Annotated in this window: 25 protein-coding genes, 1 tRNA gene and 1 pseudogene; 11 read left to right on the forward strand and 16 right to left on the reverse strand. The window is 28.8% G+C overall.

Features of this window, described 5'->3' with window-relative positions:
• Positions 1-609 carry a hypothetical protein gene (locus tag FBF21_RS04995; protein ID WP_002872801.1) on the reverse strand — a complete coding sequence of 203 codons (609 nt, stop codon included), beginning with the start codon at positions 607-609 and terminating at the stop codon, positions 1-3.
• Between the two features lie 233 nt (positions 610-842).
• Here FBF21_RS04995 and FBF21_RS05000 point away from each other — a divergent pair, with 233 nt between their 5' ends.
• Positions 843-1,049: a membrane protein gene (locus tag FBF21_RS05000; protein ID WP_002853356.1), complete on the forward strand. Its 207-nt coding sequence runs from the start codon at positions 843-845 to the stop codon at positions 1,047-1,049.
• 2 nt (positions 1,050-1,051) lie between these two features.
• Here the strand turns inward: FBF21_RS05000 and FBF21_RS05005 are convergent, their stop codons facing one another.
• From FBF21_RS05005 to hemB, 6 genes are read right to left on the reverse strand one after another with little or no spacing between them, the layout of a single operon-like run.
• Positions 1,052-1,813 carry a DUF5416 family protein gene (locus FBF21_RS05005; protein WP_075867350.1) on the reverse strand — a complete coding sequence of 254 codons (762 nt, stop codon included), beginning with the start codon at positions 1,811-1,813 and terminating at the stop codon, positions 1,052-1,054.
• Positions 1,810-3,075 carry a (Fe-S)-binding protein gene (locus tag FBF21_RS05010; RefSeq protein WP_052796742.1) on the reverse strand — a complete coding sequence of 422 codons (1,266 nt, stop codon included), beginning with the start codon at positions 3,073-3,075 and terminating at the stop codon, positions 1,810-1,812. The genes FBF21_RS05005 and FBF21_RS05010 overlap by 4 nt, the downstream gene beginning before the upstream one ends.
• A gap of 1 nt (position 3,076) precedes the next feature.
• Positions 3,077-4,432 carry an oxygen-independent coproporphyrinogen III oxidase gene (gene hemN, locus FBF21_RS05015; RefSeq protein ID WP_052786632.1) on the reverse strand — a complete coding sequence of 452 codons (1,356 nt, stop codon included), beginning with the start codon at positions 4,430-4,432 and terminating at the stop codon, positions 3,077-3,079.
• On the reverse strand, positions 4,419-4,910 hold the full coding sequence (locus tag FBF21_RS05020; RefSeq protein WP_002853412.1) for a DUF2603 domain-containing protein: 492 nt from the start codon (positions 4,908-4,910) through the stop codon (positions 4,419-4,421). The genes hemN and FBF21_RS05020 overlap by 14 nt, the downstream gene beginning before the upstream one ends.
• Positions 4,907-5,827 carry an ornithine carbamoyltransferase gene (gene argF / locus FBF21_RS05025; RefSeq protein WP_002893230.1) on the reverse strand — a complete coding sequence of 307 codons (921 nt, stop codon included), beginning with the start codon at positions 5,825-5,827 and terminating at the stop codon, positions 4,907-4,909. Before argF ends, FBF21_RS05020 begins: the two co-directional genes overlap by 4 nt.
• Positions 5,824-6,807, reverse strand: coding sequence for a porphobilinogen synthase (gene hemB / locus FBF21_RS05030; protein WP_032583739.1), 984 nt, complete (start codon positions 6,805-6,807; stop codon positions 5,824-5,826). The genes argF and hemB overlap by 4 nt, the downstream gene beginning before the upstream one ends.
• 57 nt (positions 6,808-6,864) lie before the next feature.
• On the opposite strand from hemB, the gene ribA reads away from it, so the two are divergent.
• Entirely contained in the window at positions 6,865-7,425 is a 561-nt protein-coding gene (ribA, locus tag FBF21_RS05035; RefSeq protein WP_002853056.1) for a GTP cyclohydrolase II, read from the forward strand.
• The gene (rsmG, locus tag FBF21_RS05040; RefSeq protein WP_002855974.1) at positions 7,426-7,992 is read left to right on the forward strand and encodes a 16S rRNA (guanine(527)-N(7))-methyltransferase RsmG; all 567 of its coding nucleotides are present in this window, start codon (positions 7,426-7,428) and stop codon (positions 7,990-7,992) included.
• Positions 7,993-8,007: 15 nt separating this feature from the next.
• On the opposite strand, the gene FBF21_RS05045 is transcribed toward rsmG, so the two are convergent.
• The gene (locus FBF21_RS05045) at positions 8,008-8,580 is read right to left on the reverse strand and encodes a hypothetical protein (protein WP_002859197.1); all 573 of its coding nucleotides are present in this window, start codon (positions 8,578-8,580) and stop codon (positions 8,008-8,010) included.
• Between the two features lie 94 nt (positions 8,581-8,674).
• The gene (locus FBF21_RS05050) at positions 8,675-9,772 is read right to left on the reverse strand and encodes a YeiH family protein (protein ID WP_002853043.1); all 1,098 of its coding nucleotides are present in this window, start codon (positions 9,770-9,772) and stop codon (positions 8,675-8,677) included.
• A 112-nt stretch (positions 9,773-9,884) separates the two neighbouring features.
• Between FBF21_RS05050 and FBF21_RS05055 the strand changes: the two genes are divergently transcribed.
• Both FBF21_RS05055 and rpoD read left to right on the forward strand, forming a co-directional pair.
• Positions 9,885-10,766, forward strand: a complete 882-nt coding sequence (locus FBF21_RS05055; RefSeq protein ID WP_002855820.1) for a LysR family transcriptional regulator — start codon at positions 9,885-9,887, stop codon at positions 10,764-10,766.
• Between the two features lie 79 nt (positions 10,767-10,845).
• Entirely contained in the window at positions 10,846-12,714 is a 1,869-nt protein-coding gene (gene rpoD, locus FBF21_RS05060; protein ID WP_002852997.1) for an RNA polymerase sigma factor RpoD, read from the forward strand.
• Positions 12,715-12,729: 15 nt separating this feature from the next.
• On the opposite strand, the gene FBF21_RS05065 is transcribed toward rpoD, so the two are convergent.
• Together FBF21_RS05065 and FBF21_RS05070 are read right to left on the reverse strand one after the other, a co-directional pair.
• Positions 12,730-13,242: a histidine phosphatase family protein gene (locus FBF21_RS05065; protein WP_002852934.1), complete on the reverse strand. Its 513-nt coding sequence runs from the start codon at positions 13,240-13,242 to the stop codon at positions 12,730-12,732.
• Positions 13,239-13,757 (reverse strand): rhomboid family intramembrane serine protease, encoded by a 519-nt coding sequence (locus FBF21_RS05070; RefSeq protein ID WP_002870052.1) that lies wholly within the window; start codon positions 13,755-13,757, stop codon positions 13,239-13,241. The genes FBF21_RS05065 and FBF21_RS05070 overlap by 4 nt, the downstream gene beginning before the upstream one ends.
• Before the next feature lie 98 nt (positions 13,758-13,855).
• On the opposite strand from FBF21_RS05070, the gene FBF21_RS05075 reads away from it, so the two are divergent.
• The gene (locus FBF21_RS05075; RefSeq protein WP_002853001.1) at positions 13,856-14,272 is read left to right on the forward strand and encodes a PepSY-like domain-containing protein; all 417 of its coding nucleotides are present in this window, start codon (positions 13,856-13,858) and stop codon (positions 14,270-14,272) included.
• Between the two features lie 8 nt (positions 14,273-14,280).
• Here FBF21_RS05075 and FBF21_RS05080 read toward each other — a convergent pair whose 3' ends face one another.
• Genes FBF21_RS05080 through FBF21_RS05100 form a run of 5 tightly spaced genes read right to left on the reverse strand, consistent with a single transcriptional unit; the run spans position 14,281 to position 21,211 of the window.
• The gene (locus FBF21_RS05080) at positions 14,281-15,891 is read right to left on the reverse strand and encodes an ATP-dependent metallopeptidase FtsH/Yme1/Tma family protein (RefSeq protein ID WP_002886756.1); all 1,611 of its coding nucleotides are present in this window, start codon (positions 15,889-15,891) and stop codon (positions 14,281-14,283) included.
• 3 nt (positions 15,892-15,894) lie between these two features.
• Complete coding sequence (gene mtaB, locus FBF21_RS05085; RefSeq protein ID WP_002870050.1) at positions 15,895-17,145, reverse strand: tRNA (N(6)-L-threonylcarbamoyladenosine(37)-C(2))-methylthiotransferase MtaB; 1,251 nt, start codon at positions 17,143-17,145, stop codon at positions 15,895-15,897.
• Positions 17,142-18,713, reverse strand: a complete 1,572-nt coding sequence (locus tag FBF21_RS05090) for a mechanosensitive ion channel domain-containing protein (protein WP_002852957.1) — start codon at positions 18,711-18,713, stop codon at positions 17,142-17,144. Before FBF21_RS05090 ends, mtaB begins: the two co-directional genes overlap by 4 nt.
• A complete protein-coding gene (aroB, locus tag FBF21_RS05095; RefSeq protein WP_002852978.1) occupies positions 18,710-19,765 on the reverse strand; it encodes a 3-dehydroquinate synthase in 1,056 nt (351 codons plus the stop codon). The genes FBF21_RS05090 and aroB overlap by 4 nt, the downstream gene beginning before the upstream one ends.
• A gap of 45 nt (positions 19,766-19,810) precedes the next feature.
• Positions 19,811-21,211, reverse strand: a complete 1,401-nt coding sequence (locus FBF21_RS05100) for a COG3400 family protein (protein ID WP_002870049.1) — start codon at positions 21,209-21,211, stop codon at positions 19,811-19,813.
• A 29-nt stretch (positions 21,212-21,240) separates the two neighbouring features.
• Between FBF21_RS05100 and tgt the strand changes: the two genes are divergently transcribed.
• The 5 genes and pseudogenes from tgt to FBF21_RS05120 all read left to right on the forward strand — a co-directional run bounded on the left by tgt (position 21,241) and on the right by FBF21_RS05120 (position 24,034).
• Complete coding sequence (gene tgt / locus FBF21_RS05105; protein WP_002912984.1) at positions 21,241-22,362, forward strand: tRNA guanosine(34) transglycosylase Tgt; 1,122 nt, start codon at positions 21,241-21,243, stop codon at positions 22,360-22,362.
• Between the two features lies 1 nt (position 22,363).
• Entirely contained in the window at positions 22,364-23,131 is a 768-nt protein-coding gene (locus FBF21_RS05110; protein WP_002912988.1) for a magnesium transporter CorA family protein, read from the forward strand.
• Positions 23,132-23,183: 52 nt separating this feature from the next.
• A tRNA-Arg gene (locus FBF21_RS05115) sits at positions 23,184-23,260 on the forward strand.
• A gap of 360 nt (positions 23,261-23,620) precedes the next feature.
• Positions 23,621-23,665: pseudogene (locus tag FBF21_RS09230) on the forward strand (hypothetical protein); the annotation flags it as partial.
• 18 nt (positions 23,666-23,683) lie between these two features.
• Positions 23,684-24,034: a hypothetical protein gene (locus FBF21_RS05120; RefSeq protein WP_002867921.1), complete on the forward strand. Its 351-nt coding sequence runs from the start codon at positions 23,684-23,686 to the stop codon at positions 24,032-24,034.
• Positions 24,035-24,041 lie beyond the last annotated feature (7 nt).

The raw sequence follows: 24,041 nt of genomic DNA on the forward strand, positions 1-24,041 counted from the left end.
CTATTTTTCTCCTTGTATAAAATTTTCTCTTCTAGGTGAAACAAATTGTGCTAAGATCGCTGAAATAAAAATCAAAGCAAAAATATAAACAAAACCCAAAGTAAAACTATGGGTTTTATCAACACTCCAAGATACTACCCATAGGTTAAATGATAGTATAACAAAGGTAATACTCCAAAAAGCACTCATAATATAAGCAGTTTGATTTGGATTGGAATTTTTTAGTTCTGAAGGTAGATTAAAGAAAAATGGAAACCACATAGAATAAAAAATGCCTGATAACACAGCAAAAATCTGTATCAATACTAAATTTTGTAAAAATAACATACAAAATCCGCATATAAAAATACACGCTCCTCCAGACAATAGCATTATTTTAAAAGAGATATTTTTTCTTTTAAAAAATAATCCAAGATAAGGACCAAAAATTTTCGCGACTATCATGGTAGTGATTAAAGTAGTTTGCTGAGTATTTAGGGCAAGATCATTTGAAATCAAAGGCATCAAAGACCCTGTCGCTGCCCAAGAGATACTAAAAACAGCATAAACACTAAAAATGATAAATTCAACTCCAATGCGTCTAAAATGAAATAAAAGTGATTTTTCCATATTAAAATCCTTTTTAGATATCTATTAAAATATAACATAAAAAAATAAGATATTTATTATCTTTAATTATTTTTTTAATTTAATTATTTTTTTATATATTTTTTTGTTACTTTTTGACAATTTATATATAAGTTTAAAGATAAAAAAACTAAAATACAAAATAAAAAACCCGTAAAAGTTTTTTGAAGTATTTAAATGATATATTTCAAAATCTAGTTTTAAAAAGGAAAAATATGGAATTTTTAGCATTTATTTTTTTGATTATTATATTTTTATTTGTAGTCTTTATCATCGTTACTCGCTATGAAAAAAAGATAAAATTACTCAACCAAAACATACAAAATATGAAAGAAGATATAGCCGATCTTAAAGAAACAACTCAAAAAAATCGCTCTTTAATTGAAAAAAATCGCTCTAATATAGAAAATATAATAAAATAAAACTAAGAAAGATTTGCGATAAGCTTATAGTGTTTTTTCTGATTTATCATTAAAGTAAAAATTTTTTCACTTGAATTTTCGCTTTTATTTTTATAAATCATACTTTTTAAAAACGGAAAAAGCATCGTACTAGAAGTTTTACCTTGTAAAATAATATGCATAGAGTCTTTTAAAATTCCGTACTTATAGCTCATACCGCTTGGAAATATATCAAGATTAAAACTTAAACTATCTTCATTACTATCATAATTTAAAATTTCAATTTTAACAAAGCTAATTTCTTGATCTTCTTGAGATAAATTTTTAAAAATTTCAAGTTTTTCATGTTTTTTGATAGTAACAACTTCTTGTTTACTTTCTTTAAAATCAGAAAGAAAATTTTCATTTTTAAAAATTCTTGAAAAAAATTTTAAATTTTTAAATTGCATACTTGTTTGTTTTGTGTTTTCATGTATTATTTTTTCGGATTTTAAGATGTTGTGTTCTATATCATCTTCTTGGTTTTGATTATCTTTGTTTGATTTCATGTCAAAATCTTCAACGATAATCATATCTTCAGTATCACAAATATTAAAATGTTTTACAATTTCTTCAAAAGTAAAACTGTCATCACTAAATTCCAAAAGATCTACATTTGAAGTGATAAAATCAACACCATCTCGTTCTTCAATCTTATCTTTAATCACAAAAGCATCAACACAAAAGCACGATCTTTGAATTTCATATTCAGAACTTTTGCCTTTAAATACTATCTTCATCATCACAAAGCTTTTGCTATAAGTTCTAAAGGACTGGCAAAAACAACCTTACTTGAATTTTGTTCTAATGCATTTGAAATTTGCATTCTGCAAGCTGAACACTCGGCACTTACCACACTAGCCTTACTTTCATCGATCATTTGTGCTTTTTTAAGCCCTACACTTAAAGCTCTATCATAATAATCCGTTTGCATACTCACCCCGCCAAAACCGCAACAAGTATTAGAATTACTCATTTCTACAAAATGATAATTTGTTTTTAAAAGTTCTCTTGGCTCTTTAAAAACTCCTTGCATTTTTCTTGCATGGCAAGGATCGTGATAAGTAATGCTATAATTAAATTTATTTTTTGTTTTTAAAATTTCTTCTAAAGAAGTAAATTTATAAAAATACTCGCTAGCCATATATATCTTAGATGACACACATTTTGCGCGTTTTGCCCAGTCTAAATCATTTTGCATTATAAAAAAATGTTCATAATCTATCTTTAACATAGCCGAACAAGTGGCCTCAGGAACTATAATAGCATCTAATTTTTCTAATTTTTTTTCAAAATACTCAATATTTTTTTTAGCCAAAACTTCAACACTTTTAAAATCACCCGTAAAAAATTGCGGCGCTCCACAACACACTTGTTCTTTCATCAAATCCACATTGATTTTTAATTCCTTAGTGATTTTAAGCACTGCATTAGCCGTATCTATGTAAAAATAATTCGCCAAACAACCTACAAAAAAACCTATTGTTTTTTCTCCATCATTATTAATAACTTTTGGATTAGAATTTAAGAAACTTTTTTTATTAAAACTTGTAAGTAATCTTCCCTTTTTAACAAAAGGCATGGAAAATCTTGCCTTCATACCTGTATTTTCATTCTCATTTTGAATTTTAAACGCACAACTTTGAAACACATAGCCAAGCTTAGCTACCAAATCTAAAATTTTGCGTCTTCTTAAAAAGAAAAAAATAAGTTTTTTATACCAAGCTATACCAAATTTTTTAGCTATATCATAACGAACTTCTTCTATGGCATTATCTACTCTTAATTTACTTGGACATACTTCAACACAATTGGTGCATAAAAAACAAGATTCAAAAACTTTCTTAGCTTCTTTATCAAGTTCTAGACTTCCCTCTTTATAAGCAGCTAAAAGATCTAAAAATCCTCTTGGACTAGTAATTTCATCGCGATTTTCTTCATGTATAGTACAAACAGGTATACATTTGCCACATTTAACACAAGCATCACTTATTTGACTAAATTTCATCTTACACCGTTTTTGAGAATACTTTTTTATCTTCGCTGATATTTTTCATATAAGCATCAAAACACATAGCAATATTTCTTATAAGTAAAACACCTGTTTCATTGACTTTGATAAAATTTTCATCAAAATTAATAAAATCTTTGTATTCTCCTAAAGCTTTTAAATCCTCTTTAAAATACTCCTGAAAATCAATGCAAAATTCTTTTTCTATTGACTTGATATCAAGCTTAAAATTTGCCATTAACTCCATAATCACTGCTTTTCTAAGCTCATCATCATCGCTTAAAGCTACGCCTCTTTCAAAAGGCAAAACTCCTCTATCTAATGCAGCTTCATAACTTGACATATCTTTAAAATTTTGCGCATAATGTCTTTGCCCTTCGCCTATACTTGTAAGCCCAATACCGACTAAATCAGCACCGCCTTTGGTAGTATAACCTTGGAAATTTCTATGCAAAGTTCCATTTTCTAAAGCTTTAAAAAGCTCATCATTTTCTTTTGCAAAATGATCCATTCCTATCATTTTATAACCATTTTTGCTTAAAAATTTCTCACAAAATTCTAAAATTTCAAGCTTAACATCAGGACTTGGCAAGGTATTTTCATCAAATTTTCTCATATTTTTCTTAAGCCAAGGCACATGAGCGTAATTAAAAATCGCCAAACGATCAGGGTTTAAAAGCATAACTTTTTCTAAAGTTTGTGTAAAGCTTTGTAAATTTTGATAAGGCAAACCATAAATTAAATCCATATTTACAGACTTTATGCCTTTATTTCTTACAAGATTTAAAGCATTTTGTGTTAATTCAAAAGACTGGATGCGATGAATTTCTTTTTGAACTTTTTCATCAAAATCCTGCACTCCAAAGCTGATACGATTAAAGCCATTTTGCGTTAAAACTATGGCTTGTTCCTCATTTAAAAAACGCGGATCGATCTCACAGCTAATCTCTGCATCTTTAGAAAAATTTCCAAAAACAGATCTGATTTTTAAAATCAAACTTTGAAGTTGTTTAGCGCTAAAAAAAGTTGGAGTTCCGCCACCAAAGTGCATTTGCACCACTTCTCTTTTAGTATCTAAAATGGTACTTAAAATATCAAGCTCTTTAAAAATATAAGTTAAATACCTTTCTTTACTCTCTTCTTTTGCAGTATAGATGACATTGCAACCACAAAAATAACAAGCACTCCTACAAAATGGTAAATGAAAATAAAGCGATAAAGATCTATCTTGTTTTTTTAAAATTTCTATATATTCTTCGTATTTGAAATTTGTATTAAACTCTACTGCTGTAGGATAAGAAGTATAGCGTGGTCCTGCTTTAGAGTATTTTACAAAAGCTTTATAATCTCTCATTTTGGTTTACCCTTTCTATCATCGCTTGCATATCTACAAATAAATTTGGATGCTCTTGTTTGATTTTAGAAATTAATTTTTCAAGATCAATACTAACTTCCATAGTGCCATTTTGTGCCTTTTGCTTGATCTCATCCATAGCAACCGTCCAAACATCGTTAAAATCTACAGGAATTTGCTGATAAATCGCCTTTTCTAAACGCAATTCAAAATTCTCTTTTTGACTTTGTTTTAAACTTTCAAGTATATTCTTAAGACTTTGTAAAGAAAGCAAAGTGTGAATTTCATCGTTTTCATCGATCACAAACCAAGGCTCAGGAGAATCAAAACTTCCATTTTCAAGAACTAAACATTTTTCGTTTTCATTCTCGCTTTGCTTCATTTTAAAAATCGTTCTATCTTTTTTCTTTATTCCTAGATTTTGACTAAATTCATCAATGCGTTTTAAGCAAGTGCTATACTTTTCTAGCTCTTTCATTCTCTTCCTCTCTGATTATCCAAAAAGCAAAGCAAGGCTTTTACCACATAAAGGCGATTTCTTGCTTCTTCAAAAATCACATCTGCATGTTTTTCAAAAATTTCTTCACTCACTTCATAACCCCTATAAGCAGGCAAACAATGAAGCAATATCGCGTCTTTATTGGCAACGCTCATAGCCTTTTCATCGATCATAAATCCTTCAAATTCTTTAATCTTGCGTTCTTTTTCATTCTCTTCACCCATAGAAACCCAAGTATCGGTAATGACTACATCTTTATCCTTTAAGGCTTCAAATTTATCATGACTTAAGAAAATTTTAGCTCCTGAAATCAAAGCCTGCTTCATAGCAAATTCCCAAATTTCAGGGCTAATTTTATAGTTTTTTGGTATAGCTATACTAAATTCAAAGCCCAAAATCGCAGCCGCAATAAGCCAAGAATTGCACATATTGTTACTATCTCCAATAAAAGCAACTTTTGCTATACCATTTTGCATTTTATTCCATTCTTTGATAGTAAGCAAATCTCCTAAAACCTGAGTAGGGTGATAAAGCTCGCTTAAAGCATTGATCACAGGGGCTTTAGAATATCTTGCAAATTCGAGTAAAGTTTCATGTTTATTGACTCTCATCATCACAAAATCAACCATCGCTCCTATCACCCTAGCTGTATCCTTTACAGGCTCGCCACGACTAAGTTGTAAATCATTACTGCTTAAAAACAAAGCCTTTCCGCCAAGCTCTGTTATGGCTAATTCAAAAGCCATTCTTGTTCTTGTAGAGTTTTTCTCAAAAATCATTGCCAAAGTTTTATCTTGTAAAAGTTTTTTAGGCTCTTTTTTAAGCTCACTAGCGTGATTTACAAGACTTAAAATTTCTTCCTTGGAAAAATCTCTTAAAGTTAAAAAATGTTTCATTTTTCTCCTTTTAACATTTTAGCTAATTCTTTAGCATGATAAGTGATGATAAGCTTTGCTCCTGCTCTTTTAAAAGCTATCATAGTTTCATATAAAACTTTTTCATAATCAATCACTCCAGCATTTTTAGCTGCCTTTAACATAGCATACTCTCCGCTTACATTATAAACACACAAAGGCAAGTTAGAATGAAGGGATATTTCTTTAACCACATCAAGATAAGCAAGAGCGGGTTTTACCATCAAAATATCAGCTCCTTGCACTTCATCTTCTAAGCTTTCTTCTAAAGCTTCTTTACCATTAGCAAAATCCATTTGATAGCTTTTTCTATCTCCATAACTTGGAGCTGACTCTGCTACATCTCGAAATGGCCCATAATAACTTGAAGCAAATTTAGTAGAATACGCCATTATAGGCAAATTTTCAAAACCTTCCTTATCTAAAGCTTTGCGCAAAGTAGTGATAATACCATCCATCATTCCACTAGGTGCTATCATATCTACCCCTGCTCTTGCGTGAACTAAGGCTTGTTTGGCTGAAATTTCTAAAGTGACATCATTATCCACACTTTTTGTTTTTGGATTGATAATCCCACAATGCCCGTGATCTGTGTATTCACAAAAACAAAGATCGCTGATTATAAAAAGATCTGGAAAATTTTTCTTAATCTCTCTTATACTTCTTGCAACAAGCCCTTCATCATCTAAAGCATCGCTTCCACAGCTGTCTTTTTTCTCATTTTCCAAAACGCCAAAAAGTATAATGGCTTTAATGCCTAAATTAACTACATTTTGACACTCTTTTAAAATTTCATCTAAACTCATTTGAAACACATCAGGCATAGAAGAAATTTCTTTTTTTATCCCCGTTCCATTAACCACAAAAAGCGGATAAATCAAATCATTTACACTTAAAGAATTTTCCCTTACCATAGATCTTAAGTTTTCATTAAGCCTTAATCTTCTAAATCTTTTAAACATTTTTTTGTCCTTTTTTTGCTAAAATCTTAACATAAATTTGATTATAGAGAGTAGTAAATGGAAATAAAAATTTCAGAAATTGCGAATTTACCTAGCAAATGGGGAAATTTCCAAATGCAAAGTTTCAAAGAAAACGATAAAGAACATTTATGCATATTTAAAAACACTCCAAAAGATACACTCAATCTAAGAATTCATTCAGAGTGCTTAACAGGAGATGCTTTAGGAAGTTTAAAATGCGACTGCGGAGAACAGCTTGAATTTTCGCTAAAATATATAGAAAAGAATGGCGGAATGGTGATTTATCTTAGACAAGAAGGAAGGGGTATAGGGCTTTTTAACAAGGTTAATGCTTATGCTTTACAAGATAAAGGTTTTGATACGATTAAAGCAAATCATCAGCTTGGCTTTAAAGCCGATGAGAGAACTTATGAAATTGTAGAATTTATACTCAAACACTATGAAATTTCTAAGGTTAATTTACTCACAAATAACCCTGAAAAGCTAGATTCTATCAAAGAAAAAATCATCACACGCATACCGATTTTAATAGAACCTAATCGTTTTAATGTAGAGTATTTAAACATAAAACAAACTCAAATGGGACATCTTAAATAAATGATTTTTAAAGATTATGATTTTTTGCAAAACTATGATTTAAAAAACTTTGAAGAAAAGGTAAAAATTTATAAAGAATTATTATCTAAATTTAACCGCATTCACAATCTTACTCATTTAAAAAATATAGATGAAAATATCTTTGATAGTATTAAAATTTTAGATTTTTATGATTTTTCTAAAGCAAAAAATATTGCCGATATAGGAAGTGGCGCAGGATTTCCAGCTGTATTTTTAGCTTTTTTACTGCAAAGCAATTTTCATCTTTTCGAACCCAATCCCAAAAAAGCTGCCTTTTTGCGGACATTAAAAATAGAATGTGAACTTCCAAATTTACATATTTACAAAGAAAAAGTTCAAGAATACAAGAATACCTTTAAAGCTGATATCATCACTTCAAGAGCCTTAATGGATGTCAAGCCTTTGCTTGAAATTTGCAAAAATCTAAAAGATGAAAATACAGTTTTTATTTTATGGAAAGGTAGTGAAATTTATCAAGAACTTGAAAATATAAAAGATTATGAAATTTTTGAAAATAATTTAAGAAGATATTGTATTTTAAAGTAGCCCTAAGGCTACTTTTTATTCTGCTAAATCAGCATTAAAACTGATATCCACTAAAGGCCAAGAAATTCCACCATGTCCTGCAGCAACATCGCTTAATGCTTTTAATGCTTTAGAACCATTTTTAAAAGTATGCAAATCAAGTTGTCCTTTAGCTTCAAATTTATTATCTTTGATGGTATAAGTTAAAGGTACAATAGTACTTTTTTTATCCATAGTAATTTTTGCTGAAATAACGCCTTTATTTTCACCCGCAATCACATCTTGAAAAACAACTTTAATATCCGTATCTCCCAATAAAGCAGGGAAAAATACTTTTGTGATATTATTGGTTATAATATCATTGCCTTCACCCATAAAAGCATTGCTTGGCTTTATGGTAGCTTTAGCGCCTTTAAGATAACTTGCCAAATCCTTTATATTTTTAGAAAATTTATATTCTACATTTTTAAATTCACCTTTTGTTCCTATCATATCTTTAGTTTTATATCCTTCAAAAGAAACCTTTAAACTATCTTCTTTAAAAGATACAGCACTTAAAGCCGAAGCTAACAAGCAAGAACTTAAAACACTTACAAGAATTTTTTTCATCTTTATTCCTTTTTAATAAATTTAATTAATGAATTAAATTATATTCTTAGTTGATTAATAAAATAAAATTTTCTAAAATAAAAAATAATTTTTATTACCAAAGTATACCTTTAAAAGCTAAGGTTAAAAAATATCCTCCAAAAATCAAAACAAGCCCTAAAACAAAAGCCAAGCCAAATACCCTAGAGCCACTTTTTAAAAATTTTTTAAAGTCAATTTGCAAGCCTAAAGCTGCCATAGCAAAAACGATACATAAAGTACAAAGTGTTTTACCTAAAGAGATGATATCACTCGTAGCAATACCTAAAATACTTTCTTTGCTTGCTAAATAAGTATTTAAAACTATCATGCCTAAAAATGCAAAAGCAAAATAAGGTATAGTGATACTTTTTGCAGTTTTTCCACTGCTTGAATGTTGATTTTTAGCGAAAAAATAAGTCACTATAAGCAAAAAAGGCACAAGTAAAATCACTCTCATCATTTTTATAATCACTGCAACATTAGAAGCACCTTGCTCAAATCCTGCCATATCCTTTGCCATTTCAGCAGCACCTGCGACATTTGCCACCTCATGCAAAGTAGCTCCCATAAAAACACCCATAGCATTTTGATCAAAAAAAGGAAAAAGATTTAAAGAAAAAGCTATGGGATATAAGAACATAAATACAAGTCCAAAAATCACCACCGTACCTACAGCTAAAATTCCCTTAAAAGGATCACTTTTCAAACTTGACTCTAGTGCTAAAACCGCTGCCGCACCGCAAATCGCACTTCCAGCTCCAACAAGCATAGAAGTTTCTTTATCGAGTTTAAAAATTTTCGTTCCCACAAATAAAGCAATAATAAAAACAAAAAATATCACTATAGCAGAAAGCAAAAATCCTTTCAATCCTACGCTTAAAAGCTCAGTTAAAGTGATATTAAAACCATATAAAACAATGCCAAGTCTTAAAAGTTTTTTCGCACTAAAATGCACTCCGGCTTGAAAATGATGTTGGTATTTAAAAAACCAAGGAGAAAGCAACACTCCTATGATAATAGCAAAAGCAGTCGCTGCTAAATGAGTGGTATCTTTGATACTTTGAACACTAGAAAGATACATAGCAAAAATCACTATACAAGCAGTAAAAAGCAAACCCTTAAAATTTGATCGCACTATAGCCACGCTATGTGCTAAAAAACTTGTTTTCATTTATTTTCCTTTTTGTAAATTTTGTGTTATTATATTTTTTTTATTAAAATTATAGAAATATATTATTTTAATTTTTATAATAAATTTTTTTTATTAAATAAAGGAATCACTCATGAAAATCAAAGATATGGAAATATTTTTAGATCTTTTAAACACTCAAAGTCCAACTCATACAGCCAACAATTTTTCCATAACTCAACCTAATGTTTCAATAGTAATTAAAAATTTAGAAAATAAATTTGATGGCATTTTATTTGAAAGACTTGGAAAAAAACTCTTACCTACACCAAAAGCTTTAGAACTAGGAAAAAATTGGTTAAAAATTATACAAGCCTACTACCAAAGCTTAGAAAAATTAAACGACGAAAGTATGCTCTTAGGGGAAATAAAAATAGCCTCAACTCAAAGCATTTCTGAACATTTTTTAGCTCCTATTTTATTTGATTTTAAGGCAGAATTTAAAAACATAGAAATTCGCTCTCAAACGCAGAATTCAAAAGAATGTTTAAATTTACTAAAAAACGGAAATATAGAATTTGCAATCATTGAAGCAGAACTTGATCCAGCTTTAGTGGAGTATGAAAATTTAGAAATAAATTTTTGGCAAGATGATGAACTTATAGTAGCTACAAGTGATAAAAAACTCAATGAAAAAGAATTTTATATCGATGAACTTTTGGAACAAAAGTGGATTTTAAGAGAAGTAGGCTCAGGCTTAAGGGATAAATTTTTAAACGAAATTGGTGCAAGCTCAAAAAAACTTAATATTTTTCTTGAACTTGATAGAATGGCTGCGATTAAAGAACTTGTTTTACAAAAAAAAGCAATCTCTATTTTTTCCAAAAAAAGCATAGAAAAAGAATTAAAAAATTCAACACTTTATGAAATTAAATTAAAAAATATCGACCTAAAGCGTAAATTTTATACCTTAAAAAGAAAAAATTATAATTTTAACAGAGCTTTAGAAAAATTTGAAAAAATATTCAAATCATAAACATAATAACCGATTTATATAGAAAGTTAAGCAATTTTTAGATAAAATCCAAAGCTTATATAAATTTCAAGGATAATCAATGAACGCCAAAACTCAAGAAGCTGAATTAGAAGAATTATTTCAAGAAAATGCAAAAGATTATATCACATATGAAAAATTGGTAAAATATCTTACAAAACAACCAAGTGCATCAACCACTAAAAAAGTGCAAGCATTAATGAAAAAACACAAAGTGCAACTTTTTTCAGCAGCTGAAATTGCACAAATGAAAAACATAGAAGATGCAAAAAGACTTCAAGAAGAAAAACAAAAACTCCAAGATACAAGCCTTGAGAACGAATTTGATTTAGCCAATGAAAACGATTTATTAGAATGGAGCAGATCAGACTCTCCTGTTCGTATGTATTTAAGAGAAATGGGACAAATTGCTTTATTAAACAAAGATGAAGAAATTGAAATTTCCAAAAAAATAGAACTTGGCGAAGATATTATCATTGATGCTTTTTGTTCTGTACCTTATTTGATAGATTTTATTTTAGATTATAAAGAACCTTTAATAAACAGAGAAAGAAGGGTAAAAGAACTATTTAAAAGCTTTGACGATGAAGAAAAAAGTGATGATAAACTTGATGAACTTGATATAGATGAAGATGAAGAAAACGAAACAGAATTAGAATCAGATGAAGAAAATACTAAAAAAAACAGCAAAAAAGAAGATGAAAGAACTTTAAAAGTTATAGAAAAATTTAAAGCTCTAGAAAAAGCTAAAAAAGATTGGCTAAAAACATCCAAAGACAAAGAAAGCGGAGATGAACTTTTAGATAAATTAAGCATTGCGTTCAAAAAAAATATTTTAAAAGAAAAATTAATGGATCTAGGCCCTACTTCAAAACTTATTAGCGAAATCGTAAAATCAATGGAAACTGCACTAAAAAGTGATGAAGAATTTGACAAAGAACTTAAGCGTTTAGAATACCGCTTACCTATGTTTTCTGATGAACTTAAAAAACGCCATGCAGATATTTTAAAAGATATTACAAAATTGAGCAAAGAAGAAATCACAGAGCGAGCTTTAGAAACAACCATGGTAAGCACTTATATGGAAATTAAAAAACTATTTCAAACTAAAGAAGCCAGTGAAAAAAGCTTTGATCTTGAAAAATCACGCTTAAAAGAAATTTTGGAGCAAATTAAACGCGGTAAAAAAATCTCTGATGAAGCAAAAGGAAGAATGGCAAAATCAAACTTGCGCCTTGTTGTAAGCATAGCTAAACGCTACACAAATCGTGGTCTGCCTTTCTTAGACCTTATCCAAGAAGGAAATATAGGTTTGATGAAAGCTGTGGATAAATTTGAATACAAAAGGGGTTATAAATTTTCCACTTATGCAACTTGGTGGATCAGGCAAGCTATTTCAAGGGCTATAGCTGATCAAGCAAGAACCATAAGAATTCCAATCCATATGATAGAAACCATCAATCAAATTAACAAAATTATCCGCGAACATCTACAAAAAGATGGAAAAGAACCTGATGTCAGTGTTATAGCTAAAGAAGTAGGTTTAAGCGTAGATAAGGTTAAACAAGTTATTAAAATCACAAAAGAACCAATTTCTCTTGAAGCTCCAATAGGAAATGAAGATGATGGTAAATTTGGAGATTTTGTTGAAGATAGAAATTCACTTTCTCCAATGGATCATATCTTAAAGGATGATTTAAAAGAACAAATTGATGAAGTTTTAGATCAATTAAACGATAGAGAAAAAGCGGTAATTCGTATGCGTTTTGGTTTAATGGATGATGAAAGTGATAGAACTTTAGAGGAAATTGGAAAGGAACTTAATGTCACTCGAGAAAGAGTGAGACAAATAGAAAGCTCAGCTATAAAAAAACTCAAACACCCTAAAGTAGGAAGAAAACTAAAAAATTATATAGAAGGTTGGAAGTAAGAGTCAATCTCCTTACTAAAAACCCAGATCTTTTTCTTCTTTTAACTTGCGTACATGTTCAAAAAAAACTAATTTTCCGCTATGTTTTTTTAAATTTTTAAATTCCTTAATATCAAATTCTAAACACAAGATAGAAGAAGTTGGAAAAGAAGCTAAACATAGCGAACTTAATAACTCTCCAAGCTCCATTAAACTAGGATTATGACCCACTAAAAATACTTCATTAAACTCATCATCAATATCTTGCAGAATTTTTAGCAAATTTTCAACATTGCAAAGATACAATCTTTCATCAAAACAAATTCTATTTTTATCAAAATTATAAAATTTGGCTATTTTTTTCGCTGTTTTAGCGGTTCTAACAGCAGGACTTGATAGCACCAAATCAGGATGAATTTCATGCGAAGCAAGATTTTTAAAAAGTTTTTTTAAATCTTCCTTTCCACTCTTAGTAAGCTTTCTTTCAAAATCATCGATGTCTTCACTCTTACTTGCTTTTGCATGTCTTATAATATAAATTTTTTTCATTTTACCTCTTTTATTTTAGCTAAAATATAACCACACATAAACCCGAAAATATGACCATACCAAGCAACATTTATCCCCATAAGCAATGGCACAAAACTCATAAGTAAAATTGCCACTATAAGTCCTTTTGTGCTATTTTTATCAATAACAGCATAAAAGCCCATTAAAACACAAATTGCACCACTAGCGCCTATGACATTTATATTTTCTCCAAAATATTTAAAATCAAAATACACATAAAAAACACTTAAAAGTGAGCACAACAATCCGCCAATAAAATAAATAAAAATAAAACACAAAGCACCCAAATAAGTTTCTAACATACGCCCAAATTGAAACAAAACTATCATATTTAATATAAGATGAGTTAAATTTCCATGTAAAAACATTGAACTTAAAAGCTGCCAATAAGCTCCATTAAAAAATAAAATATTCAAACCAAGGATATTGTAATAATCATAAGAAATCAAAAAATAACATAAAATATTTAAAAAAATTAAAAAAATTGTAAGCAAAATATAAAACCTTTATTTTTTATAATATTGTCTTAAAATTCACATAAAATTCACATAAATTCTTTACAATTTTACTAAAAAATAATTTAGGAAAAATATTGAAAATTAAATTTTTAAATATTATTACTATTTTAAGTTTATCTTTAAATGCTGATATAATAATTTCTGCTGATAATTTACCAAATGTTTCTAAAGAATTTTTACAACATAATTTCAAAGCGCCTATAGGGATCGTGCAAAAAGACAAAAATTCCTATGAAGTCTATCTTAGCGATGGAACAGAGCTTGAATTTGATATAGATGGAGCTTGGAAGGAAATTGAAAATAAAGCCTTTCCTTTTGATCTAGATTTTTTACCTCAAAATTTAGCCAATATCATCAAAAACGAATTTCCAAATACAAAAGCTAGAGAAATTGAAAGAAAAATCAACCATTATAAGATTAAACTTGATAACGATATAAAAATTCTTATAGATTTTAATGGAACTATCTTATATAAAGAATTTGATGATTAAACATATCATCAAACCTGCATTATATCTTTAACATCGTCATATTCTATCTTTTCTTTTTCAAGCAAAAGCTCTGATAATTTTAAAATTTTATCCTTCATAGAATTTAAAAATTCATCCATTTCTTTTTTTTGTTCACTTAAATTTGACTCTTTCAACATATCAAAACTCAACATATAATCAAGCAATTCTTTAATCTTTAAAAAATCATCTTGCGAGTTAGTATAACTTTCATTGTAAATCAATCTCATGGCTCTAGAACCAGCCAAATAAACTTTTATACGATTGATAAGCTCTGATTTTGATCTTATATTATGCTCATATTCTTTAAAACGATCTTCAATGAGAGTGATTTTTTCAAATCCTATGTCAAAATAATACGCACTCAAAGCTTTTGCAGCCTGATAAGTGGCTTGAATTTTCTTCTCTTCATCATTAAAACTTAAAATCTTTTTCTTGCCTAAAAGAACTTTATTTAATACAGCATAAAAATCACTTTCCTCAACTAAAGCACTATTTCTTCTTAAAGCATTAATTGCCGCTTCATTGACCAAAGTTTCAAGCCCTGCTCCACTAAAACCTACGCTTGCTTTGGCGATTTTATTTAAATTGACATTATTGTTTTTATCTTTCATATAAATTTCTAAAATTTTAAGTCTATCCTTAAAATCAGGCAAAGATAAAAAAATTCTCCTATCAAAACGCCCCGAACGCAATAAAGCAGGATCCATAAGTTCGATTTTATTTGTCGCAGCTATAACTATAACCCCACTATTGTCCTCAAAACCATCCATTTGAGTTAAAAGTTGATTTAAAGTACTATCTCTTTCAACATTTGACATTTCTCCTCTTGCCTTACCTACAGCATCTATTTCATCAATAAAAACTATGCTAGGCGCCATCATTTTAGCTTTTGAAAAAAGCTCTCTAACTCTTTTTGCACCCATACCTACATAAATTTCAACAAAACTTGAACCGCTTTGATAAAAAAATGGCACCCCTGCTTCTCCTGCAACTGCTTTTGCTATCAATGTTTTTCCTACACCAGGTGGGCCTACCATTAAAACACCTTTTGGCATTTTTACACCAAATTCTTTATATTTTTTAGGATTTTGTAAAAAATCCACAAGTTCGCTTAACTCCATTTTAACTTCATCAACACCTGCTACATCATTAAAAGTAATATTTGAAATCACAGGTTTTATATGAGAACTTTCTAAATTTATATTTGAATTTTGAGCTTGAGTGTGATTTTTATTTGATATTGGATATTTAGCTAACTCTTTTTTACGGGCAAAATAACCAAGACTTATAAAAAGTGCGATAATAAAAACAAGTAAAATAAAAAACACCCAAAGCGTGTTATCTTTTTTAACCTCTACAGGAACTTTTGCTAAAAGTGTTTTTATATCTATGCCATCTTTTATAATTACGTAATTTTCACCTTCTGCCTTAAGCCAAATTTCGTCTTTATCAATCACAGCTTTTTGGATTAAATTTTGGCTTAATAGACTTTGATAAAGATTTTCATCTATATATTTAGGTTCATTTTTAAAATATAAAATTCCCAAAAGCATACATAAAACCATAAAAGATGCTAAAATTATCTTTTTATTTATCATTATCTAGCCTTTTAAATTTGCAAAGTTAGACTTTTCTTGTACTTCATATTCAGATATAAAGATCCATTCTTTAGTTATATCTTTATCACTTTTAATTTTGATCTTGTTAAAAAACTGATCATAACCCTCAAAAAAACCATCTTTTTGATTTTCTACCAAAACTTCAAGTGAAACTTGATTTTTTTTCCTAAATTTATAATTATTTTTTTCTACTATGGATTTTAAAGTGTTTAGCCTTTCTTTAGCTAAAGTTCCATTTATCACATCTTTCATGGTAGCAGAATGCGTGTTGTTTCTAGGGCTAAAAATAAAAGCATGGATATGAGTGAGTGGAAATTCTTTAAAATTTCTTAAAGCTTCTTGCCATAGCTCTTCACTCTCGCCTGGATGAGCTACTATAAAATCCGTCCCTAAAGCATATCCTTTACTTGCTATAGTATTAAAAAGCTTTAAATCATTATCCGTATGTGATCTTCTTCTCATTATACGAAGCATTTTTTCACTTGTATGTTGCAATGCAATATGTAAATGCCTTTCAAGCCAAGCTTCATCTAAGATTTCTAAAAAACTTTCATCAAGCTGTGCAGGTTCTAAACTACCTAGCCTTATGCGTTTTATACCTAAAATTTGTCCCATTTTTTGCAAAAGCTTGCCTAGGGTTGTGCCATTTTTAAGCCCATATGAACCTATATTAGTCCCTGTTAAAACAATTTCACTATAACCATTAGCTCCCAAAATTTCAACCTGTTTTAAAAGAGCTTTTTCATCCACGCTTCTTGATTTTCCCCTCACGCTAGGAATAATACAATAAGAACAAGCAAAATCACAACCTTCTTGAATTTTCACAAAAGCTTTGGTATGATTTTCATACTCACAAACTATATCTTTATCAATAAAATTTAAATTTCCAAGTTCATAAAAACTTGTCTTTGCTCCTAAAAATTCATTGATTTTATCTTTATTTGACGCTCCAAGCACTCCAAAAACTTGCTTTTTATCTAAAAGCTCCTTACCTTTGCTTACAGCACCACAACCTGTAAGTATAACTTTAATGCCTTTTTTTTGCATGGTATTTACATAAGACTTTATCCCGCTATCAGCTCCATTTGTAACCGTGCAAGAATTTACAACGATAATTTGTGCTTTATTCTCATCATTTATAATCTCATAATCTTTTACATAACTTTTTAAAAGCTCTGTATCATAAATATTTGTGCGACACCCAAAGGTTTTAAAAAAAACTTTTTCTTTCAATCCTTATTCCTTGCATGAAAATACATATTTTCATGATGTTGTTCAAAATGATTTTGATTTAAATTTCCTAAATATAAATTTTGCGATGGATAAGCAATTTTTATATCTTTATGCTTATTAAATTCTTTTATAATCTCTTTGCTAATCGTACTTCTTAATACCAAAGCCGCATAAGCATTAGTCATATACCATGCAGAAATTCTCATTCCCCAATGTTCAAAAAACATAAAAAACCTTGGCTCCACTTTAGGATTTTTAATACTATATTCATGTTGTAAACGAGCTATATTTTTTCTAGCAAGCTCAGTATAACCTTTGGCATGGCGTGTAACAATATTTTCCACAATTTCTTGAGCTTTGTCAAGATTGCTATCAAAAGTAACACTTATATCAATGCCATCAAGCACGGTTTTCATACCATGATGGGTATAATTAGCAAGCAAATTTGTAAAAACATAGTTATTAGGAATAAATATAATACGCCCACTACGACGATTTTTATTATAAGTTTCAAGCGTAAGCTCTTCATAAAGAGTAATGCGTAAAAAAGAAATGTCTATAATATCTCCTATATAGGTAGTATCATTTTGAAAAACTTTTACACGATCCCCTACTCTAAAACTTCCGCCAAAAATAATCACACACCATCCAAGCATAGACATAAACATATCTTTCATAGCAATAGCTAAGCCCGCAGAGGCAAAACCAAGTATAGTTACAAGATAAGTAATATTTTCTATATAAGCAAAGAGCAAAATAAGAAAAATAATATTTATATTAATAAAATTAATAATCTTCGTAGCAGTATAATATCTTTCACTATCCTTAATATATTTTTTAGCAATAAATTTCAACATAAAAGCTATAGCTATAACAATAACAATAGCAACAAGTATATTTACAGCCCTTAAGCTTTGAACTTTAATCTCAGCACTTACTCGAGAAAGCTCTTCATCAATTTTTTTCTCATAAACAGAATAAGAAACACTAGCAAAATTTAAAGCTTGCTCAAATTCTTCCAGCTTTTTATCCGAAGCTTTTAAAGCTTCTATATTCTCAACACTTGGTTTAAGCTCAACTAATTCCTTAAGTTCTGAGTTTTTTTCCCTGATTTTATCTACTAAATTTTTAAAATCATTAAATTTAAATATATACTCTTCCTTTTCTCCTTTTAATTTCTTAATATGAGAAAAAGCTCCTATAATAGCCAAAGGATTAGTAAGCTTAGATAAAGTTTCTATATTATCAGGGGCACTAAGACTTTGTGCAAAATTTAAATCTTTATATTCTTTAAGCAAGTTCAATTGCTCTTCTAAATTTGCTATCTTGCGTTTAAGTTCTTCTTGTTGGTGAATATCGGAAGTCTTTTTTAAATTAAGATTTAAAATGATTAATTCATCATTTATATCTTGATATTTTATAAAATTTTCATAACGTATATTCCAAATACTAGCACTGATTACAGTATTTAAAGTATTAATTTTCTCATTTATATTATTAATAATAGTCCGATTTACATCACCAAAAGCAAAAACAACAAAAAAGGTTAAAATAATAATTTTTTTCATTGGAATTCTCTTAAAGTTGCAATTATATCTTCTTTAGAAATATCACCTTTTATCAAACCCTTACCCAAAGGACTAGCAAGAACAAAATTGATTTTTTTATTAGAGCTTTTTTTATCCATGAAAAAAGCTTCATAAAATTCATCTACATTGTTGATTTTATATGATATTGGCAAACCGAATTTAAGTAAAATATCTTTTATTCTTTGACTTTGCATTTTATCCAAAAGCCCTAAATTTAAAGCCAATTGATTTGCCATAACCATACCTATAGCCACCGCTTCTCCGTGTAAATAAAGCTTATAATCTGTAAAATTTTCTATAACATGAGCAAAAGTATGACCATAATTTAAAAGCATTCTAAGCCTTGATTCTTTTTCATCTTGTTCAACAACCCTTGATTTAAGCTCTATGCTTTTTGCTATAATCTGAGTAAAAATTTCATTCTCACAAGTAGCATTTAAGAAACTTTTTTCATCAATTTTTTCTATAAAATCAAGTATACTATAATCAAACATTGCTGCCATTTTAATAAATTCAGCCATGCCTGCAGCAAGTTCTCTAGAGCTCAAAGTCTTTAAAAAAAAACTCTCACAATATACAGCTTTAGGTTGATAAAAAGTGCCAATAAGATTTTTACCAAAATTATTATTAACACCTGTTTTTCCACCTACTGCTGCATCAACACAAGCTAAAAGTGTAGTAGGAATATTTATAAAATCAATACCTCTTTGATAAATACTAGCAGCAAATCCGCCCATATCACTAATCACGCCACCACCAAAACTTATAAGTACGCTTTTTCTATCCAATTTAGAATTAAACATTTGGTTTAAAATTTCTTCCATGGTGCTTAAATTTTTATATTCTTCACCATCTTTCACAGTAGCAATAAAAATTTCTTTTGCCTTAATTTTAGAAAGTAATGTTTTCAAATGAAGACCTGAAATCTTAGGATTTGAAAGTATAAAAACCTTACTATCAAATTCTAATTCTTCAAGTTCATCAATATAAACCTTATAAGCATTTTCTTTTAACTTAACTTCTACTTGCATTGAACTACTCTTTTTGCATTTATTTTATCACATTTAATTAATTATTTATTCTACTGGTATGAAAAGTTGGTAATTTTGTCTCATTTTGTAATAATGCCTATTTAAATTTGTACTTAAATTTCTGGCAAAATCTCTATTTAGTAATTCTTTTTGAAAACTCACAAATTGTAACAAATCTTCGCGATATTGCAAATTTAAAAGAGGGTTTTCATCATTTTTATTAATAATTTGTATATTTTTATCATAAAGCTTAGATAAACTTCTAAAATACTCCTCCATATCTGTAGTATTTTGAGAATTTGGATTATAATAATATAAAATAACTCCAAAATCAAGCTGTTTACTTAAATCAGTAATGACATTTGCATTGTTTTCAAGTTCACTCTCATCAGCACTTAAAATAATCGCTTCTTTAAGCTCATCAAAAGAAGCTTCACCCACCTTCATAATAGGAATTTTTAAATCAAAAAAAGCTTGTTTTTCTTTCTCAAAATTTTTTATATCGGTTACAACTAATCCTATATCATTATTTTGCAACCACATGGAAATTTGTTTAAAATCCGTGTTGAAATAATCAAAAAACACACCTTCTTTATCCTCAGAAAGTTTTTTTAATTTTTCATACATTACCCCTAATTTAGGATTGATAACATGTATAAAAAATCTTTTTGCATTGCTTTTTTGAATTAATTTTAAAGTAGTATCAAGCACTCTTTCTTGTATATTTTGATTCATATTTTTCATATCAATTAAAGCAAAAACATTACTTCCAAAAGGCATAGGAAATTGCCCTGCTTTGCCTCTTATATTATGAAAAATACTTTGTAAAACAACAGGATCCCCAACGATCAAAATGCTATCATTTGGCTCTAGAACAAAAGATGGTTTTACAAAATAAATTTTAGAATTTCTATAAATAAGGACTATGCGCCACCTTTTTTGTTGTATTGAACTTATGTGCCTATAAGCAAAAATAGACCCTGCTGGAATTTTTACTTCCATAATCTCCCCAACTCCAAGTCCTATATACTGAGCTGTTAAAGCAATATCTGGTAAAAAATCCATAAATCTACGGCTTAAAGTCATTCTAGCATCAGCTAAATTTGCATGAGTATCATTAACACTTAACCCCCAAAAATCCATTATTTCTATTTCTAAATTTGGATTTAAAGAACGCAAAGCCTCATAACTTTTTTTAGTTTCAAATTCATCTTGCATATAAATAAAAGCCTGTTTAAAATCCTTACTCATAATATTTTCAAGACGCGCTGTGCTTGTAGGATCAAAATAATGCAAGTCAATATACTCACTAGAAATATTTAAGTTATTTTTTTCACTATTTTGACACACTACTGTAAAAAAGTAACCTAAGCCTTTTTCAAAACAAAGCCTTTCTAAGAAATGCTTTGCTAAAATACCATCTATTATAATTAAAATATTATTCATTTTAAACTCCAAAAAGGAAATTATAACAAATGGAATTTAAATTAAAGCATAAAGATGGAATGGCAAGGGTTTGTGAAATCACTACCGCACACAGCACTTTTTTAACCCCTGTTTTTATGCCTGTTGGCACAGTAGGAGCGGTTAAAAGTCTTGATGCTAATGATATGAAAAATGAGCTTGATGCAAAAATTATTTTAGCAAATACCTATCACATGTACTTGCGTCCAACTTCCAAAGTAGTAAAAGATTTTGGAGGTTTACATGGATTTACGAAATTTGATAGAAGTTTTTTAACCGATAGTGGTGGTTTTCAAGCTTTTTCTTTAAGTAAAAATTCCAAACATTTTAATGAAGGTATAGAATTTAAAAGTCACATTGATGGAAGTCGTCATCTTTTTACTCCAAAAAGTGTTTTAGATACCCAATATGATTTTAACTCTGATATTATGATGATTTTAGATGATTTAGTAGCCCTACCTGCAACCAAAGAAAGGGTTAAAATTTCTGTTGATCGCACTATACTTTGGGCAAAAGAAGCTATTGCTTATCATAAAAATATGCAAAATAAAGGTATAGGTATAGGGCAAAATATTTTTGGTATTATCCAAGGTGGCACAGATTATGAAGAAAGAAAGCGTTGTGCTTTAAGTTTAAACGAAATGCCATTTGATGGTTTAGCTATAGGTGGGCTTAGCGTGGGCGAAGAAAACGCCTTGATGTACGAAACAGTCCAAAACTTAAACCCTTATCTAGATGAAAATCGTCCAAGATATTTAATGGGCGTAGGAACGCCTGAAGATTTAGTAGAAAATGTTGAGCGAGGAGTAGATATGTTTGACTGTGTGATGCCAACTAGAAATGCAAGAAATGGAACATTTTTCACAAGTTTTGGAAAATTTAATATCAAAAAAGCAGAATTTATCAACGATCATGAAGTTATAGATTCTACTTGCTCATGTTATACTTGTCGTAATTTTTCAAGGGGTTATTTAAACCATCTTTTTAAAGCTAAAGAACTTACTTTTTTTCGTTTGGCAAGTCTGCACAATCTACATTATTATCTTGAACTTGCAAGAAAGATGCGTGAAGCAATTTTGAACAATTCTTTTACGCAATTTAAAAGAAATTTTTATCACTTAAGAGGCAAATAAAATGCTAGAACTACACGAAAATCTAAAAAAAATCCTACAAGCAAAGAATTTAGAAACTTTTTATAGTGAAATTTATGGACAAAAAATTTTTGTTTATGTGGGATTAAATTTGGAAACTTGGCTTTTTAACGATGAAAAAATTTATAAACTTCAAGATGGAGAATTTAAGCTTTCTAGCATAGAAGAATTTTCAAATTTTATTAAATCCATTTTAGAAGATTTTAAAGTACAAAATACTCATTTTCAAAACCTTTTAGAACACAAAGAAGGTATTATCTTAAAAGGTGGTTTTGTTAAAAATTTTTACAAAAAATCCTTTGTGTTAAGACAAAAAATCAACAAAAATCTAAAGCAAATTAATCTTCTAAGCGAAGCTTTCAATCTTTTGCTTAGTGAACAAGCACAATATAAAAAACATTTAAAAATTTTAAATTTATCCATCAGCATCTTAAGTAAAAACACCAAAGAACATCTAGCAAGAGTTGATACTCTTTATACATTAACAAATGCAATTAAAAATGAAAAAATGAATAAAAGTATTTATCTTTTAAGTATACTTTCTTCTATTTTCTTGCCTTTAAATTTGATCGTAGGATTTTTTGGAATGAATACTAATAATCTTTTTTTCAAAGATAGCCCTTATGGTACACTTTATATTTTTTCTTTGATTTGCTGTATTTTGATTGTAGGTTTTATATTTTATTATTCAAAAAAGACTAAAGAATTTGATTTAGATGAAGGTAAAAAAGCTAAAAAACAAACAAAATAAGCAAAATTTTGCTTATTTTAAGAATATTTATATATAATTTTAACTTATTTTTGCGCTCATAGCTCAGCTGGATAGAGCATTTGATTGCGGTTCAAAAGGCCAGAGGTTCGAATCCTCTTGAGCGCACCATCACTTCTTTTCTTAAATAATCTTGAATCATCTGAAATAATCATCTAAAGCATGATATAGCAATGTTTGAAAGCTTCTAAAATAATCTCAAATAATCAATTTTGACAATTTTAAAAGTATATGTTATAGTATATGTTAAATTTTAAAATTCAAAAATAACATATACTTTTTAACATAGGAATATTAAAAATGATTATTGTTAATGATAAGCAACTTAAAACTTTAATTGTAAAAAAAGAACATATATTAAAGATGCATGCACAAAAAATCTCTACATCGAAGCAAAAGATTCGCTAAAAGGTACTATTATCTTTTTTTTATTTTAGATATAGGTTAAACAAAAAAATACAAAGTATTAAAATAGGAAAATACCCAACAACCACACTGTCAAGCGCAAGAGAAAAAGCAAATATTTTTAATAATATGTTAACTGAAAAAATTGATCCCAAGGAACAAATTCAAAAAGAAGATATAAAAAAATCAAAAACCCTAATAATACACTTAAATTCTTATTTAGAGGCTGAAAATAATCTACAAAAAATCAAGATTTTAGTCAAAATATATCAAAATTTACAAAAATGTAGCCGAACTCCTGATCTTATTGATATAGAAGAACTTGAATTTAACAAAGAAGACATTTTCGAAGAATTATTTTATGCTTTAGGCGGTTTAGGAGGTATGTATTCCGTAGAAATGATACAATCAAGAATTGCAAATTTCATCAAAATACTTGGCGGAGAACCTAAACTTTTATTAGAAAGATTCACAGCATAGACTTCAA

Origin of the sequence: Campylobacter sp. CFSAN093238, assembly GCF_012898015.1 — a bacterium.
GTDB classification, from domain to species: domain Bacteria; phylum Campylobacterota; class Campylobacteria; order Campylobacterales; family Campylobacteraceae; genus Campylobacter_D; species Campylobacter_D jejuni.

What these genes read in the sequence shown, in the direction of transcription:
- FBF21_RS04995 (WP_002872801.1), bottom strand. Translation starts at nt 609, where the DNA reads ATGGAAAAATCACTTTTATTTCATTTTAGACGCATTGGAGTTGAATTT.
- FBF21_RS05000 (WP_002853356.1), top strand. Translation starts at nt 843, where the DNA reads ATGGAATTTTTAGCATTTATTTTTTTGATTATTATATTTTTATTTGTA.
- FBF21_RS05010 (WP_052796742.1), bottom strand. Translation starts at nt 3,075, where the DNA reads ATGAAATTTAGTCAAATAAGTGATGCTTGTGTTAAATGTGGCAAATGT.
- hemN (WP_052786632.1), bottom strand. Translation starts at nt 4,432, where the DNA reads ATGAGAGATTATAAAGCTTTTGTAAAATACTCTAAAGCAGGACCACGC.
- FBF21_RS05020 (WP_002853412.1), bottom strand. Translation starts at nt 4,910, where the DNA reads ATGAAAGAGCTAGAAAAGTATAGCACTTGCTTAAAACGCATTGATGAA.
- argF (WP_002893230.1), bottom strand. Translation starts at nt 5,827, where the DNA reads ATGAAACATTTTTTAACTTTAAGAGATTTTTCCAAGGAAGAAATTTTA.
- hemB (WP_032583739.1), bottom strand. Translation starts at nt 6,807, where the DNA reads ATGTTTAAAAGATTTAGAAGATTAAGGCTTAATGAAAACTTAAGATCT.
- ribA (WP_002853056.1), top strand. Translation starts at nt 6,865, where the DNA reads ATGGAAATAAAAATTTCAGAAATTGCGAATTTACCTAGCAAATGGGGA.
- rsmG (WP_002855974.1), top strand. Translation starts at nt 7,426, where the DNA reads ATGATTTTTAAAGATTATGATTTTTTGCAAAACTATGATTTAAAAAAC.
- FBF21_RS05045 (WP_002859197.1), bottom strand. Translation starts at nt 8,580, where the DNA reads ATGAAAAAAATTCTTGTAAGTGTTTTAAGTTCTTGCTTGTTAGCTTCG.
- FBF21_RS05050 (WP_002853043.1), bottom strand. Translation starts at nt 9,772, where the DNA reads ATGAAAACAAGTTTTTTAGCACATAGCGTGGCTATAGTGCGATCAAAT.
- FBF21_RS05055 (WP_002855820.1), top strand. Translation starts at nt 9,885, where the DNA reads ATGAAAATCAAAGATATGGAAATATTTTTAGATCTTTTAAACACTCAA.
- rpoD (WP_002852997.1), top strand. Translation starts at nt 10,846, where the DNA reads ATGAACGCCAAAACTCAAGAAGCTGAATTAGAAGAATTATTTCAAGAA.
- FBF21_RS05065 (WP_002852934.1), bottom strand. Translation starts at nt 13,242, where the DNA reads ATGAAAAAAATTTATATTATAAGACATGCAAAAGCAAGTAAGAGTGAA.
- FBF21_RS05080 (WP_002886756.1), bottom strand. Translation starts at nt 15,891, where the DNA reads ATGATAAATAAAAAGATAATTTTAGCATCTTTTATGGTTTTATGTATG.
- FBF21_RS05090 (WP_002852957.1), bottom strand. Translation starts at nt 18,713, where the DNA reads ATGAAAAAAATTATTATTTTAACCTTTTTTGTTGTTTTTGCTTTTGGT.
- aroB (WP_002852978.1), bottom strand. Translation starts at nt 19,765, where the DNA reads ATGCAAGTAGAAGTTAAGTTAAAAGAAAATGCTTATAAGGTTTATATT.
- FBF21_RS05100 (WP_002870049.1), bottom strand. Translation starts at nt 21,211, where the DNA reads ATGAATAATATTTTAATTATAATAGATGGTATTTTAGCAAAGCATTTC.
- tgt (WP_002912984.1), top strand. Translation starts at nt 21,241, where the DNA reads ATGGAATTTAAATTAAAGCATAAAGATGGAATGGCAAGGGTTTGTGAA.
- FBF21_RS05110 (WP_002912988.1), top strand. Translation starts at nt 22,364, where the DNA reads ATGCTAGAACTACACGAAAATCTAAAAAAAATCCTACAAGCAAAGAAT.
- FBF21_RS05120 (WP_002867921.1), top strand. Translation starts at nt 23,684, where the DNA reads ATGTTAACTGAAAAAATTGATCCCAAGGAACAAATTCAAAAAGAAGAT.